Origin of the sequence: Dietzia sp. B32 (genome assembly GCF_024732245.1) — a bacterium.
In the GTDB taxonomy this organism is placed as follows: Bacteria; Actinomycetota; Actinomycetes; order Mycobacteriales; family Mycobacteriaceae; genus Dietzia.
The window spans coordinates 664120-679027 of the sequence record NZ_CP093845.1; the positions used below are offsets into that span (position 1 = coordinate 664120).

The window sequence follows — 14908 nt, forward strand, 5'->3', positions numbered from 1 at the left end:
AGCGCCGGGCGGGTAGCCCCGGTGGAGACCATCGCGATCTACCTCGTCGTGGTGTTCGGGTGCGGGTTCGTGGCCCGGCTGATGCACCTGCCCACCCTGATCGGATACCTCGCCTCGGGGTTCATCCTGCACGCCCCCGGTATCGAGGCCCTACCCGTGGTCGATTCACTCGCCGACCTCGGGGTGACGATCCTGCTGTTCACCATCGGGCTCAAGCTCGACGTGAGGATGCTGCTGCGACGCGAGGTGATGGCCACGACGGCGGTCAACCTCCTGGCCGTGGCGGGGTTGACCGCGGGGTTCCTGGGCGCGTTGTCCACCATCGGGGTGCGGCTTCTCGCCGACGCGGACTGGCAGGTGGTGGCGCTGCTCGGGTTCGCACTGTCGTTCTCCAGCACCGTGTTCGTCGTCCAGGTACTCGACGTCCGGTCCGACTCCCACACCCTGTACGGCCGGGTCGCGATCGGCATCCTCGTCCTCCAGGACGTGGTGGCGGTCGTGTTCCTCACCGCGATGAAGGGCGCCCCTCCGAGCCCGTGGGCGCTGGCGCTGCCGCTGCTGATCCCCGCCGTGTGGCTCGTCCGCCGCGCCTGGAGCCGGCTCGGCCATGGTGAACTGCAGGCGCTCTTCGGGATCACGATGGCGCTGGTGCCCGGCTACTGGCTGTTCGAGAGCGTCGGTATCAAGGGCGACTTCGGGGCGATGGTGGTGGGGGTCCTCCTGGCCTCGCACCCGCGCGCGGCCGAGTTGTCCCGGACCCTCTTCGGTCTCCGCGAACTCCTGCTCGTGGGCTTCTTCGTCTCGATCGGGCTCCATGTCACGCCCACCCCGGAGACGCTGCTGCTGGGCCTTCTCCTCGTGGCGTTGCTGCCCCTGGAGGCCGCCGTGTTCACCCTGGTGCTGGCGGCGTTCGGGCTGCGCAAGCGCACCTCGATCCTCGCCGGGCTCGCGTTGGCGAACTTCTCGGAGTTCGGTCTCATCGTCACCGCGACCGGGGTCGACGCGGGGCTGGTCGAACAGGACTGGCTCGTGGTGGTATCGGTCGCGGTGGCCGCCAGCTTCGTGCTCTCGACGCTGGTCAACCACCGGGGGACCCGCCTCGTGGCACGGTTGTCCTCGCTCGTGCCCACCCTGCGGGACGAGCGCACCCACCCGGAGGACGCCCCGCTCGACATCGGTCACGCCCGGGTGCTGGTCCTGGGGGTGGGGCGGGTGGGCCGCGCGGTGCGGGACCGTCTCACGGACGAGTACGGTCTGACGGTCGTCGGGGTGGAGAACGACCCCGTGAAGGCGTCCGGGCTCCGCGAGCAGGGGGTCCGGGTCATCGAGGCCGATGCGACCGACGACGACTTCTGGGACCGCTGTGTCAACGACGAGAAGGTGGACATCATAGTGCTGGCCATGCCGTTCCACGGTTCCAACCTCATCGCCCTCGAGCAGGTGGACGCGCGGGACTTCGAGGGCACCATCGCGGTGGTCGCCCAGTACGACGACGAGAGGGACGAACTCATCGCACGGGGAGCCGACGTGGCGTTCCACATCTTCGAAGGCACCGGGGTCGGTCTGGCCGACAGTGCCGCCGAGGCCGCAGGAGTGCGGGAGTGACGTCCTCGGAACACACCACGACCACGCCCACCCCGCCGACCACCACGTCGGTGCCGGCCACGATGCTGCTCGCACTGGCGTTGACCGGGGCGATCGGGCCGTTCGCCACCGACACCTACCTGCCGGCGCTGCCGCTGATCGTCGAGGAGTTCGGGATCACGGCCTCCACCGCCCAGCTGACCCTCACCGCGTTCATAGTCTCGTTGGCGGCGGGGCAGCTGGTGATCGGGCCGCTCTCCGACCGGGTGGGACGTCGGACCTTGCTCATCCTGGGCTCGGTGGGCACCGCGCTCGCGGCGGTGGTCTGCGCTCTCGCGCCGTCCATCTGGATCCTGGTGCTCGGCCGCGTCGCGCAGGGCTTCGCGGGTGCCGCCGGGATCGTGTTGAGCAAGGCCGTCGTGGCCGACGTGGGCCGTGGCCCGGGCGTCGCCAAGGCGTTCGCCACCCTGATGGCGATCCAGTCCGTCGCCCCGGTCATCGCCCCGCTCATCGGCGGCGCGGTCGTCCCGTTCGGCGGCTGGCGCGGAGTGTTCTGGCTGCTGGCCGGGCTGTCCGCGATCACCGTCGTGGGGGTCCTGGTCGCGGTGCCCGAGTCGCTCCCCGAGGGATCCCGCCGGACCGGTGGCGTGCTGTCCACCCTCGAAGACATGAGCATCGTGGCCACCCACGGCCCGTTCGTGGCCCGCGTGTCCGTATTCGTCTTCACCTTCGGTGTCCTGTTCGGCTACATCTCCGCGAGTCCGTTCATCTATCAGGACATGGTGGGCCTGTCCCCCACCGCGTACTCCGTGGCGTTCACCGTCAATGCTCTGGGGATCCTGGTCTCGAACGTCGCGGGTGCCCGGCTGGTCGGCAGGTTCGCCCCGGAGAAGATCATGCGCACCGGCGTGGTGGGCATGGTGACGGCGATCGTCTACCTCGTCGTCGTCGTCGCTTCCTCCTCCGCCGGCACCCTGGGGCTGGCACCGGTCACCGTGGGCTTCGTCCTGCTCACCCTGTCCGTCGGTCTGATCCTGCCCAACGCCGCGGCCCTGTCCATGCAGGCCACCCGGGGCCACTCCGGTTCCGGGTCGGCCCTCCTGGGGGCCGCGCAGTTCGCCCTGGCCGCAGTGGTCTCCCCGCTCACCGGCCTCGCCGGACCGCACTCGGCGATCCCGCTGCTCGTCGTGATGGGGGTGAACGCCGCCCTGGTCGTGGCGGCGACGTGGGCGGTGGTCAGCCGGCCAGCGCGCGCCACGTGAGCGCGGCGGCGAGCGCCCCCACGGCGTTGAACGCCCAGTGCAGGCCGATCGGGGCCAGGAGGCTGTTGCTGCGGCGGCGGATCCAGATGAACCCCGCCCCCGCCGCCGAGGTCGCGGCCACCGCCAGTCCGATCCCCGCGACCTGACCCACCACACCGGTGCCCAGCACGGCCGCGAGCCCGGCGTTGCCGGCCGTGAGCCCGAGGGACGACGTGACGTGCCACAGGCCGAAGGCCAGTGACCCGATCACGAATACCCCGGTGGTGCCGAAGGTCCGCTCGAGAGCGCCCTGGAGGACCCCACGGAACGCGAACTCCTCCGGCAGGACCGTCATCAAGGGGATCAGGACCAGCGCCGAGAACACCGCCATACGAAGGTCCGAATAACGCTCGGACAGGAAGAAGGGACTGGTCGCCGGGATCAGGCACCCGGCCGTGACCACGGCCGCGACCACGACGGTCGCCGCGAGTCCGTACGCCAGCCCGCGCGGCATGTGCCGCGCCGCCAGACCCAGGTCCGCCCACCGCATCCACCGCGCCTTGGCGACCACGACCAGCACGAGAACGGCGAGCGGAACGATCCACTCGCGGAACGGCAGACCCGCCAGGTTGGCGGTGAGATTGATCGCCACCAGCGTCGCCAGGACGGCGCCGACGCCCGCCACCCCCCGCACTCGGGAGCTGCCGGACAGGGACGGGATCATCGCGGTCATCAGTCGCGACGATACCGCGCACCCCGTCCGTACCGGGGGTATGGTGACGCGGACGACCACTTCACACGATGAGGGAGTCCGCCATGGCCACGGTGACCTCGACCGCGTCCCGCGCCCTGACCGGCGCCCGCCGCAGGGTGGGCCTGGTGGTCCGCTCCCGGGTGGCGGGCGACGACGCCGATGCGAGACGGCAGCAGATCTGGCACTCCGAGGGCGCGCGCTGGAACTCCCCGGACGACGCCATCTGCCGCGTCAACGGGGACGCCTCCATGTTCGCCGGCGGACTCACCGCGCTCCTGCTGCAGTCCCTGCACCCGCTCGCCATGGCCGGGGTGGCGGACCACAGCGACTACCGGGGCGACCCGTGGGGACGGCTCCAACGCACCTCGCAGTTCATCGCGACCACGACGTTCGGAACGATCTCCGACGCCTCCGGGCTCATCCGGGCGATCAACGGAGCGCACCGCGCCGTCGTGGGAACCGACTACCGAGGACGCCCCTACGACGCCCGCGACCCCCACCTGCTGCGCTGGGTGCACGTCGCCGAGATCTGGAGCTTCCTCGAGTGCCACCGCCTCTACGGGCGTGAGCGGCTGACGCCGGCCGAACGCGACGAGTACGTACGCCAGTCCTCGAGGACCGGCCTCATGCTGGGCGCCAGGGACGTGCCCCTCAGCGTGCGCGAACTCGAGGAGGCGCTGGCGGAGTTCCGCCCCGAGCTCGAGGCCTCCCCCGCCGCTCTCGATGCGCGGCACTTCCTGCTCGACGGACCGCCGATGGGGATGGCCGACAAGCCCGCCTACGCACTACTGCGCGAGGGCGCTGTCGCAGCGCTACCAGGGTGGGCACGGACGATGCTCGGACTCCCGGACGGGCCACTCGGATCCAGCGGACTCGGGCAGGCGCTCGGCCGCACCGGAGTCTCCTCACTGCGCTGGGTCCTCGACGCGATCGAGTGACGCGGCGCTACCCTGTGACGACCGACCCCTCCGGGGTCGGTCGTGTCGTCCGCGGGGATACCCCGCCCGTTGAGAAGTGAGGTCTGTCATGGCCGGTGGACTCGCCGCTCTGCTCGACGACGTCGCAGTACTCGCACGCATGGCCGCGGCCAGCGCCGACGACGTCGCGGCCGCCGCCGGCCGTGCCGGTGTCAAGGCCGCCGGCGTGGTGGTCGACGACACCGCCGTCACCCCCCAGTACGTCAGCGACGTCGACCCGTCCCGCGAGCTGCCCATGATCCGGAAGATCGCAATCGGGTCACTGGGAAACAAGGCGATCATCATCGTCTTCGCGCTGCTCCTCAGCCAGTTCGTGCCGTGGATCCTCACCCCGATCCTCATGCTGGGCGGGCTCTACCTCTGTTACGAGGGGGCGGAGAAGGTGTGGGAGCGCATCTCCGGGCACCACGAGGAGGCGGCCCCCGTAGTGGACCGCGGTCCCGATGCCGAGGCCAAGATGGTCCGCAGTGCCGTGACCACCGATTTCATCCTCAGCGCCGAGATCATGGTGATCTCTCTCAACGAGGTCGCCGACGAGAGGTTCTGGTCCCGGGCGATCATCCTGGTCGTCGTCGGCCTGGGCATCACCGCGCTCGTCTACGGCATCGTCGCGGTGATCGTGAAAATGGACGACGTCGGCCTCCACCTGGCCCGCAAGGAGTCCCCCGGCGTACAACGGTTCGGCCGCGGCATGGTCAAAGCCATGCCCACCGTGCTCGAGGTGATCTCCTTCGTCGGCATGCTCGCCATGCTGTGGGTCGGCGGCCACATCCTCCTCGTCGGACTCGACGAACTCGGCGTCACCGCCCCGTACCACCTCGTGCACGTCCTGGCCGAGCCCGCCGCGGGCGTCGCCGGTGTCGGTGCGGCCCTCGCGTGGCTCATCGACACCGTGTGCGCACTGGTCTTCGGCCTCGCGGTGGGCGCCGTGATCGTGACGGTCATGCACCTGCTCCCGAAGCGGCGCTCCGACTCACACGGCGACTCACCCTCACACGCCGCCTCACGCCCCGACTCACACGCCGCCTCACGCCCCGGGCCCGGCGACGAGGCCGGCACGGACAACGGGGGCCCGGACGCGCGCACCCAGCGCGGCGGGGGCCCACGAACCGGCGTGGGAGAGGACTCCGGGCACTGATGCTGCTCACCGTGGGGCACGGCCGACTGGATCGCGACGAGTTGGCACGACTGCTCACCGGCGCGGGCGTCGAACTCCTGGTGGACATCCGGCGCTTCCCGGGGAGCCGCGCGAACTCCGCCGCCGCCAAGGGCGCGGTGCCGGAGATCGTCGGCGAGGCGGGGATCGACTATCGGTGGGAAGAGGACCTGGGTGGTCGTCGCAGCCTCACGGCCGATCGTCGCAGGGCCTCCCCCGACACCTGGTGGCGTGTCGAGGCGTTCCGCGCCTACAGTGCCTGGACCCGGGACCCCGCGTTCCGCACGGCCCTGGACCGGGTCGTCGCCGACGCCAGGCTGCGACGGGTCGCGGTGATGTGCTCGGAATCGGTGTGGTGGCGTTGCCATCGCCGGATCGTCGCGGACGTGGTGGCCACCGTTCACGGACTCCCTGTGGGACATCTGATGCACACCGGCAAGATCACCGAGCACAGTCCGAGCGAGGGGCTCCGGATCGACGAGCACGGCGAACCGGTCTGGGACGGCTGACCCCGCGCGGGCGGGCTCGGCGATGGCCTAGTCTCGCGCCATGGACCCCGTTTCGACCCTGGCCCCCAACCTCACCCCCGTCGCCGCCCTGCTGGGCACCTGGAAAGGCGAGGGGGCGGGTTCGTACCCGACGATCGACGACTTCACCTACACCGAGGAGATCACGCTCACCGACGTGGGCAAGCCCTTCCTGCACTACGTCCAACGGACGTGGAGCCCCACCGGATCACCCATGCACACCGAGACCGGTTACCTTCGGATCCCCGGAGGGGGAACCGCCGAATTCGTCCTGTCCCAGCCCACCGGGCAGACCGAGCTGTGCGAGGGGACGCTCGTCGCCGAGGCGGACACCCTGGTCCTGGAGTTCCACTCGCGGGTGCACAACAGCGCCAGCGCGAAGCTGGTCGACACCACGCACCGGCGGTACGAGGTCGTCGGTGACCGGATCACCACGATGTTCGCCATGGCCGCGGTCGGCCAACCCCTCACCCACCACCTGCGTTCCGAGCTGCGCAGGGCCTGAGCCGGGCGCGGTCCGAACGGATTCCGGCGTGGACACACGTCCGCGCGACCTGCTACACCGGATCATGAACGAGGAACACCCGGGTGGAGGACGGCACGACCGTCCACGACAGGAGGGCACCGTGGCCGGGAAAAGCGACGACAACGGGGCGTCGAACATCAAGGACGAGAAGGTCTACGAGGCCCTTCGTGAGGACGGCGCGAGCAAGGAGAAGGCGGCCAGGATCGCCAATGCGTCGGCCGGGGAGTCCCGCTCGAAGATCGGCCGGAAGGGCGGACAATCCGGGTCCTACGAGGACTGGACGGTCGACGAACTCCGGGATCGGGCCCGGGAGATCGGTATCGAGGGCCGCTCGGACATGAACAAGGCTGACCTGATCAAGGCACTGCGCGACCACTGATCGCGCCCGCCCGTCCGGTGTGAACCCGACGCGGTCGGCGGTCGACGAGTGGAACGGTCAACGAGCAGAGCGGTCAACGGACACAGTGATCAACGAGCGGAGCGGTCGCGAAAGACCAGGCGGGACAGGGCGTCCAGAGCGAAACCGAGTACGCCGATCACGAGGATCACGGCCATGACCTGGTCGTACGCCAACTGGTCGCGGGCGTTGAGGATCTGGTAGCCCAGGCCGGACCGCACGCCGAGCATCTCGGCGGGTACCAACACGATCCACGCCGTGCCGAGCGCGAGTCGGATTCCACCGAGAATCGCCGGTCGGACAGCGGGTATGACCACGCGGGTGAGGCGCTCCCAGGCGCTGGCACCCATGGTCCGGGCCACATCGAGGTACCCGGGGTCCATCGCGTTCACGCCGGCTGAGGTCGAGAGCATGATCGGCCATATCGCGGCGGCGGCGACGAGGAAGATCACGGGTTCGTTGCCGATCCCGAACACCGCGATCGCGACCGGCGCCCAGGACAGCGGCGAGATCATCCGCAGGAACTGCACGAGCGGCCCGGCGACCGCCTCCGCGGTCCGCCGCAGTCCCAGCCAGAGCCCCAGTGGCACCCCGAGGAACGCGGCGACGGCGAGTCCCGCGACGAGGCGGTACAGACTCACCGCCGCGTCGGACAGCAGCACTCCCCTGTCGAGCAGGTCGCCGAATCCGGACCACGTCTCGGCGGGAGACATTCCGCCGAGCACCGGATCGTCGGTGACGAGTCCGGAGGTCAGCAGGGTCCACACGCCCAGACCGATGAGCAGTCCCAGCAGTCCGGCGGCCCAGCGCAGGAGAAGACCTGACGGCCGTGTCCCGGAGGTCCGACGTCCGCCGCGGGTGCCGGGGGCCGGGGCGTCGACGACGACAGCCCCCATCGCCACGGGGTCGGTGGCCGGGTCCGGGGTCGAGTCGGTGCGCGTCATCTAGATCAGCCGTTCGGGTCGGGTCAGGGAAGCGGGGAGACCGAGGGCCGCGGGCCCGCCGTGCCGGGCGATCGCGGCGCGGACGAAACGGTCGTCGACGAGCTCGTCGTGGACACTCGAGGGATCGAGACCGTCGAGGAAACGGGTCTCACCATCGACGACGGTCGTCCGCATCTGACGGACGAGCTCGGAGGTGAAGCTCGGGAACGGGTACGGGTGGAAGTCGATCCGGGGCCGGGGCGGGCCGCCATCCGGGTCCGGGGCGGTCCCCGCCATCGCGACCTCGACCGCCTTCGGCGGCTGCGGGAGGTACCCCTTCCCCGACAGGATGGCCGCGGCCGCGCTGCGGTCGGCGCGGATCCCGAGCTGCGCGGCGACGGCGGCGTCGACCAGGGACTGGACGGTGTCGGGGCGGTTGTCGATCAGGTCCTGGTGGACCACCGTGACGCAGCACGCGTGGTCCCGCCACACCTGGTCGAGAAGCATGTGCAGTGAGCCCACGCCCCGGGCGACCGCGCCGGCATTGAACGGGTCGGCGACCGTGAACGCTGAGATCGACCCGGTGGCCAGCGCGGGAATCATGTCCGAGGGCCCCATGACGACGAGTTCGACGGTCCCCTCGGACCTGCTCGCGGCCCGGCGGGCCACCGGGGTGAGCCCATGTGCGCGCAGGACCCGCTGGAGGAGGATGTTGTGGATCGACCACCAGCCGGGAATCGCCACCTGGGTGCCCGCGAGCTGGGCGACGTCCGTGACGTGCGGAGCGACTGTGATGGCCCCTCCGCCGGTGTGGTTCCAACTCACCATCCTGACGTCGGCGCCGATGACGTACCGGAGCTGGACCGCGGAGGGCATGAGCAGGTGGATGAGATCCACCTGGCGAGTGAGGAAGGCCTCCATGAGCGAGGACCAGGAGCGGAAGAGCACCGGTCGCCCGACGATGAGTTTCTGCTGGTCGAAGTACCCGTCTCCATGCGCCACCAGGAGCGGGGCCGCGTCGGTGATGGGCAGGTAGCCGATACGGAGTTCGTCGGTGGCCACGCCGCGGGGGGCGGTGGCGGTCGTGACCAGATTGCCGAGGGAGGCCGCACCGCCGACCGCTCCTGCGCCCACGGCGAGGGCGCCGCCGGCCCTCAGGAGCGTGCGCCGGTCGAGGAGGGGGCCACGGGCCCCGCGTTCGTGCACCATCGCCGGGTCAGGCCGTCCGGTACGCGGCGAGGATGCTGCCGCGCAGGGCCGGATCGGATTCCTGGGAGCCGTGGGTCGGGTTGGTCCACTCCTGCTGGACGCGGCCCGACGATCCCAGGAGTGCGATACGGGAACCGACGACGAGCGCCTCGTCGACGTCGTGCGTCACCATGACGGTGGTGACCCCGAGGTCTGCGGTCACTCCGACGAGCCATCGCTGTGAGTCCGCCCGCGTGACGGGATCGAGTGCGCTGAACGGCTCGTCGAGCAGCAGGATCTCCGGACGCGTCGCCGCGGCACGGACGACCGCCACGCGCTGCGCCTGGCCGCCCGAGATCTCGTCGGGACGCGAGTCGGCGAGCTCGGCGATACCGAAGTGCTCGAGCAGACCGTCGACGTGGCCGGGGTCCACCCGGCCGCGCAGTGCCCGGAAACGCCCACCCAGCGCGACGTTCTCGCGGACCGACAGCCATGGGTACAACAGCGGCTTCTGGAACACAACCGCATAGGAGTGCGCGCGGGTGTCACGGGTGTCGTCCGATCCCACCCTCAGCTCGCCGCCGGCGGGTTCCTCGAGCCCGGCGAGGAGCCGCAGGAGCGTCGACTTGCCGACTCCTGACGGCCCCAGCAGGACGAGCGACTCACCGGCGCCGACCTGCAGCTCGAGGTCGTCGAACAGCAGCCTCCCACCGGGCAGCCGGTGCTGCAGGCCCGTCACGCTCACCGCGACGGGCCTGGCGAGGACACCAGCGGTCACGAGGAGACCCCCAGTCGGTCGAGCTCCCAGCGCAGCTGGGACTGCGACGGGGACTGCACGGGCAGGAACGCCGCCTCGCGCATACGACGATTGGCCGGGGCGGCCTGGGCGTATCCCATGCCACCGCAGAGGACCGCCTCGAGGCGGGTGGCCGCCGGCGCGATCTCCGCACCGTCGAGCCGCAGCAGGAGGAGATCGCCCAGCGCGGCCTCGGTCGGTGTCGCGCCCAGGCGGTGCAGTTCGGCATGCATGTGCTGGTGCCGCACCGCCAGGTCGTCGTGCTCGTCGGCGTAGAAGGCGCCCAGACCCTCGAGACGGCCCTCGGCCTCGGTGAGGGAACGCGCGGCGACGCCCGAGCAGAAGGCCGCCTGCAGGATGAGGAACTGGGGACGCACGCCGGACAGGAAATCGCCGAGATCCTCCCCCAGCACCTGCTCGTCCGGGACCACCACGCCGTCGAGACCGATCATGGTGGAGGCCGTCGCGTTGAGCGCCAGGAGGTCAGGGGCGTTCCTGATCTCGACACCGGGTGCCGACGCCTCGAAGGTGAGCACCAGGCTGCGCCCGTCCTCGGTATTGGCGGCGAGAACGATGATGCTGTCCGGGTACACGTTCGAGGCCCACGCGATCGGTCCGTCGATCCGGTACCCCCCCGACACCGGAGTGGCGGTGATGGGGACCTTGCCCAGCCCGACGACCTGCCGCTGGGCGGCGGCCATGCCCGTCACACCCGGGCGACCGCCGTCCGCGACCGCCCGGTAGGTCCGGGCCGCCGCGTCGGAGCGGTCCGCCGCGTGCCGTAGGTAGGCGGCGGTCATGCGTTGCGCCCAGGACGCGAACGCCACCGCCAGACTCTCCGTGGCCACGGCCTCGATGACCGAGGCGGCGACGGCGACCGGGGTGCGGTCGACGTCGAAGAGACCGAGTCCGGCGAGAGCGGCGATGTCCTCCCGCAGGTCCGCCTCGTCGCGGTCCAGGGCTGACGCCCGCGCAGCGACCGAGTCGATCACCGCGACGAGCTCCGCCACGTCGACGTCACCGAAACCGCCGGCGGTCAGCCGGGCTCGGGGCGTCCCGAGAACGGGGATCTGCGTCGCGGCGGTGCTCACGACAGCTCGTGCAGTCGCGAGATGGGGGTGGAGACGATCTCACGGGCGCGGACGACCGAATCGGTGTCCGGGGCGTTGTAGAAGCACAGGCACTTGTCCGTGTCCTCGCGAACGTAGGTGCGCAGGAAGGAGACCTCGGGGATCTCGGCGTACTTCGGGGACTTCTCCTTCTTGCGTGTGAGGTAGGTGTCCATGTCGATCTCCGCGGGGATGTCCCACTCGACCAGGTAACCGGCCTCGGGGCGGGCGGCCTTGATGGTCTCCAGGTCGGTGCCGACCAGGCGGACCTGCGCGGGCGCGGTCACCTCGGCGGCGTCGATCGTGCCGGCATCGAGGACCGGGGCGTCGGTGTCGCAGGCTCCGTTGGGGCCGTCCGCCAGCTCGACGATCGTGAAGACGCGTGAGGCACCCTTGGTCACCTGGGTCTCGATGACCTCGGCACCACTGCCGGTCAGGGCGGCGGCGATGGAATCGACGAGACCGGAGGGATCGGCCTGCTGCTCCGGCGACGGAGTGATCTCGTAGAGGAAGAGGGTCATGAACAAGTCCTTTCGGGACGTCTCGTGATGGCCTAACGGTAGAGAGAACAGACCGTTCTGTCTAACTATTCCCGGCCGCCTCCCCCTTTCCGGAGGGCTGCACGGTGAACAGTGGGAGAACGGGAGCCGTCCGTCATCGAACCGGCACTACAGTCGTGTCATGCGCACTGTCTTCCATTCCAAGCTCGATGAATTCTCCGACCAGCTGGTCCGCTTCTGCGAGACCAACATCCGCCTGCTCGACCGCGCCAGCGCGGCCCTGCTCGACGGCGACGAACTCGCCGCCATCGAGGTGATCGACGGCGCTGCGGAACTGGAGGATCTCCGTGAGGCCAGTGAGCAGCACGCGTTCGAGCTCCTCCTGCTCGAGTCCCCGGTGGCCGGCGATCTCCGTCAGGTGGTCTCGGGGATCTACATCGTCGAGCACTTCACCCGCATGGCCGCGCTGGCCGGCCACATCGCCCGGGTCGCCCGGCGGCGTCACCCGCAGTCCGTGGTCCCCGAGCCCCTCGTTCCCCTTCTCCGCGAGCTCGCGCAGCGGGATGGGGAGATGGCGCGCCGGCTCACCGCGCTACTCGTCGAGCACGATGCGGACAAGGCCCGCACCCTCGATGCCGAGGACGACGCCGTCGACCGTCTCCACTCCGACCTGATGAAGCAGATCTCGAGCGAGGACTGGCCCCACGGCTCCGTCGCGGCCGTCGATCTCGCGCTCCTGGCGCGGTACTACGAGCGGTTCGCCGACCATACGGTGAGCATCGCCAACCGCGTCGTCTACCTCGCGACGGGCGAACGCCCCGAGGGGGGCTCGATCTCCCACCTCGACGACGGCACCGTCCTGGACTGAGGGCTGGCCCGTGGTCTCGGTGAGGGATAGGGTGAGCCCACCGCGTCGTTGAGGAGACCGCATGTCCCGCCCGGTGCACTTCGAGATCCACGCCTCCGATCCCGTGCGCGCCTGCCGGTTCTACGCCGACGCACTGGGCTGGACGGTCGAGGACTGGAGCGGTTTCGCCGGGGTCCCGTACTTCGGTGTGACCTCCGGGCCCGAAGACCAGCCCGGTATCAACGGCGCGATCATGCAGCGGACCGGCGACCCGCCCCCGGCCGGATCGCCGGTCCAGGGCGCCGTTCTCACCGTGGGGTGCGAGGACTTCGATGCCACCGCCCGGATGATCCTGTCGGCCGGGGGCGCCGTCGCGCTGGACAAGCATGCGCTCCCGGGAATGGCGTGGCAGGGCTATTTCCTCGACACCGAGGGCAATGTTTTCGGGCTCCACCAGCCGGACCCGGAAGCCGGCTGACACCCGGTTGCCGGGGACCGCAACCGGGTGTCGCGCGCTCGCCGGGGGGGTCAGCGGCAGATCGCCCCGGTGGAGGCCGACTGCACGAGCTTGGAGTACTTGGCGAGGACGCCGCGGGTGTAGCGCGGAGGGAGCGGCTCCCACCCGTCACGCCTGGATTGCAGCTCCGACTCCTCGACGAGCAGCTTGAGGGTGCCCTTCGAGACGTCGAGCCGGATACGGTCACCGTCGCGGACGAACGCGATCGGGCCACCATCGGCCGCCTCCGGGGCGATGTGGCCCACGCACAACCCCGTGGTCCCACCGGAGAAGCGCCCGTCGGTCATCAGCAGGACGTCCTTGCCCAGGCCCGCGCCTTTGATCGCGCCGGTGATCGCGAGCATCTCCCGCATACCGGGTCCACCCTTGGGACCCTCGTACCGAATGACGACCACGTCCCCGGCGGTGATGGTCCCGTCCTCGAGTGCGTCCATCGCGGCGCGCTCCCGCTCGAAGACGCGGGCGGTGCCCTCGAAGACGTCGGAGTCGAAGCCTGCGGACTTGACCACGGCACCCTCCGGGGCGAGCGATCCGTGGAGAATGGTGATGCCGCCGGTCGGATGGATGGGCTCCCCCATGGCACGGAGCACCTTGCCGTCCGGGTCCGGCGGGGCGATGTCGGCGAGGTTCTCGGCGACGGTGCGGCCTGTGACGGTGAGGCAGTCGCCGTGGAGCAGACCGGCGTCGAGCAGGGCCCGCATGACCACGGGGACGCCACCGATCCTGTCCACGTCGGTCATCACGTGGGCGCCGAACGGCTTGACGTCCGCCAGATGCGGGACCTTGGCGCCGATGCGGGCGAAGTCATCGAGGGTGAGCTCGACCTCGGCCTCGCTGGCGATCGCGAGCAGGTGCAGCACCGCGTTGGTGGACCCGCCGAAGGCCATGACCACGGCGATCGCGTTCTCGAACGCCTCCTTGGTCATGATGTCGCGCGCGGTGATGCCCTTGCGCAGGAGTTCCACCACTGCCTCACCGCTGGCCTTGGCGTAGTCGTCACGCCGACGGTCCGGGGCCGGCGGCGACGCGCTCCCGGGCAGCGACATGCCCAGGGCCTCGGCCGCGCTGGCCATGGTGTTCGCGGTGTACATGCCACCGCAGGCCCCCTCACCCGGGCAGATCGCGCGCTCGATGGTGTCGACGTCTTCGCGGCTCATCAGGCCCCGCGAGCAGGCCCCGACGGCCTCGAACGCGTCGATGATCGTGACCTGCTTCTCCGTGCCGTCGGAGAGCTTCGCGAACCCCGGCAGGGTCGAACCGGCATAGAGGAAGACGCTCGCGAGGTCGAGCCGGGCGGCCGCCATGAGCATGCCCGGGAGCGACTTGTCGCAGCCGGCGAGCAGGACCGAGCCGTCCAGGCGCTCGGCGCTCATCACCGTCTCCACACTGTCGGCGATCACCTCACGGGACACCAGCGAGAAGTGCATTCCCTCGTGTCCCATCGAGATCCCGTCGGAGACCGAGATCGTCCCGAACTCCAGCGGGTACCCGCCGCCGGCGTGGGTACCCTCCTTGACCGCCTTGGCCAGCCTGTCGAGGGAGAGGTTGCACGGGGTGATCTCGTTCCACGACGAGGCGACACCGATCTGTGGCTTGGCCCAGTCGTCGTCGCCCATCCCCACCGCCCGCAGCATCCCGCGCGCGGCCGTCTTCTCCAGGCCGTCGGTCACATCGCGGCTTCGGGGCTTGATGTCGGCCTCACGGCCGGTGGTCGGGTTCTCGGAGCGGGGGGTGTCGGTTCCGGAGGTCATGGGGCCAGCCTAGGCACTCACCGCGGCCGGCGCGGCCGGACCCTCCTGGGAGCCGCATCACCCGGGGTGGGGAGCACGAGTCACGACGCTGCGGTGCCCGGGGGCGGCGGCACCG

General features: G+C 70.4%; 16 protein-coding genes. 9 read left to right on the top strand and 7 right to left on the bottom strand.

Annotated features, from left to right (window positions below; genetic code table 11):
* The first annotated feature begins 21 nt into the window (after positions 1-21).
* Together L8M95_RS03155 and L8M95_RS03160 are read left to right on the top strand one after the other, a co-directional pair.
* Positions 22-1605, top strand: a complete 1584-nt coding sequence (locus L8M95_RS03155) for a cation:proton antiporter family protein (RefSeq protein ID WP_260487900.1) — start codon at positions 22-24, stop codon at positions 1603-1605.
* Complete coding sequence (locus tag L8M95_RS03160; protein ID WP_260487901.1) at positions 1602-2846, top strand: multidrug effflux MFS transporter; 1245 nt, start codon at positions 1602-1604, stop codon at positions 2844-2846. Before L8M95_RS03155 ends, L8M95_RS03160 begins: the two co-directional genes overlap by 4 nt.
* Here the strand turns inward: L8M95_RS03160 and L8M95_RS03165 are convergent.
* On the bottom strand, positions 2821-3558 hold the full coding sequence (locus tag L8M95_RS03165) for a CPBP family intramembrane glutamic endopeptidase (protein ID WP_260487902.1): 738 nt from the start codon (positions 3556-3558) through the stop codon (positions 2821-2823). The genes L8M95_RS03160 and L8M95_RS03165 overlap by 26 nt on opposite strands.
* 68 nt (positions 3559-3626) lie before the next feature.
* Between L8M95_RS03165 and L8M95_RS03170 the strand changes: the two genes are divergently transcribed.
* The 5 genes from L8M95_RS03170 to L8M95_RS03190 all read left to right on the top strand — a co-directional run bounded on the left by L8M95_RS03170 (position 3627) and on the right by L8M95_RS03190 (position 7144).
* Complete coding sequence (locus L8M95_RS03170) at positions 3627-4517, top strand: oxygenase MpaB family protein (protein ID WP_260487904.1); 891 nt, start codon at positions 3627-3629, stop codon at positions 4515-4517.
* An 88-nt stretch (positions 4518-4605) separates the two neighbouring features.
* Positions 4606-5694, top strand: coding sequence for a DUF808 domain-containing protein (locus L8M95_RS03175; protein WP_260487905.1), 1089 nt, complete (start codon positions 4606-4608; stop codon positions 5692-5694).
* The gene (locus tag L8M95_RS03180; protein ID WP_260487907.1) at positions 5694-6221 is read left to right on the top strand and encodes a DUF488 family protein; all 528 of its coding nucleotides are present in this window, start codon (positions 5694-5696) and stop codon (positions 6219-6221) included. The genes L8M95_RS03175 and L8M95_RS03180 overlap by 1 nt, the downstream gene beginning before the upstream one ends.
* 40 nt (positions 6222-6261) lie before the next feature.
* A complete protein-coding gene (locus L8M95_RS03185; RefSeq protein ID WP_260487908.1) occupies positions 6262-6744 on the top strand; it encodes an FABP family protein in 483 nt (160 codons plus the stop codon).
* A gap of 121 nt (positions 6745-6865) precedes the next feature.
* Positions 6866-7144, top strand: coding sequence for an SAP domain-containing protein (locus tag L8M95_RS03190; protein WP_260487909.1), 279 nt, complete (start codon positions 6866-6868; stop codon positions 7142-7144).
* Between the two features lie 89 nt (positions 7145-7233).
* Here the strand turns inward: L8M95_RS03190 and L8M95_RS03195 are convergent, their stop codons facing one another.
* Genes L8M95_RS03195 through L8M95_RS03215 form a run of 5 tightly spaced genes read right to left on the bottom strand, consistent with a single transcriptional unit; the run spans position 7234 to position 11699 of the window.
* Positions 7234-8106 carry an ABC transporter permease gene (locus tag L8M95_RS03195; protein WP_312027440.1) on the bottom strand — a complete coding sequence of 291 codons (873 nt, stop codon included), beginning with the start codon at positions 8104-8106 and terminating at the stop codon, positions 7234-7236.
* Positions 8107-9294 carry an ABC transporter substrate-binding protein gene (locus tag L8M95_RS03200; RefSeq protein ID WP_260487910.1) on the bottom strand — a complete coding sequence of 396 codons (1188 nt, stop codon included), beginning with the start codon at positions 9292-9294 and terminating at the stop codon, positions 8107-8109.
* 7 nt (positions 9295-9301) lie between these two features.
* On the bottom strand, positions 9302-10003 hold the full coding sequence (locus L8M95_RS03205) for an ABC transporter ATP-binding protein (protein WP_396119733.1): 702 nt from the start codon (positions 10001-10003) through the stop codon (positions 9302-9304).
* 44 nt (positions 10004-10047) lie between these two features.
* Complete coding sequence (locus tag L8M95_RS03210) at positions 10048-11160, bottom strand: acyl-CoA dehydrogenase family protein (protein ID WP_260487912.1); 1113 nt, start codon at positions 11158-11160, stop codon at positions 10048-10050.
* Positions 11157-11699, bottom strand: a complete 543-nt coding sequence (locus tag L8M95_RS03215) for a DUF4242 domain-containing protein (RefSeq protein WP_260487913.1) — start codon at positions 11697-11699, stop codon at positions 11157-11159. Before L8M95_RS03215 ends, L8M95_RS03210 begins: the two co-directional genes overlap by 4 nt.
* Positions 11700-11859: 160 nt before the next feature.
* Here L8M95_RS03215 and L8M95_RS03220 point away from each other — a divergent pair, with 160 nt between their 5' ends.
* Positions 11860-12546 (top strand): PhoU domain-containing protein, encoded by a 687-nt coding sequence (locus L8M95_RS03220; protein ID WP_260487914.1) that lies wholly within the window; start codon positions 11860-11862, stop codon positions 12544-12546.
* Between the two features lie 61 nt (positions 12547-12607).
* On the top strand, positions 12608-13003 hold the full coding sequence (locus L8M95_RS03225) for a VOC family protein (RefSeq protein WP_260487915.1): 396 nt from the start codon (positions 12608-12610) through the stop codon (positions 13001-13003).
* A gap of 50 nt (positions 13004-13053) precedes the next feature.
* Here the strand turns inward: L8M95_RS03225 and ilvD are convergent, their stop codons facing one another.
* Positions 13054-14793: a dihydroxy-acid dehydratase gene (ilvD, locus tag L8M95_RS03230; protein WP_260487916.1), complete on the bottom strand. Its 1740-nt coding sequence runs from the start codon at positions 14791-14793 to the stop codon at positions 13054-13056.
* Between the last annotated feature and the right edge of the window lie 115 nt (positions 14794-14908).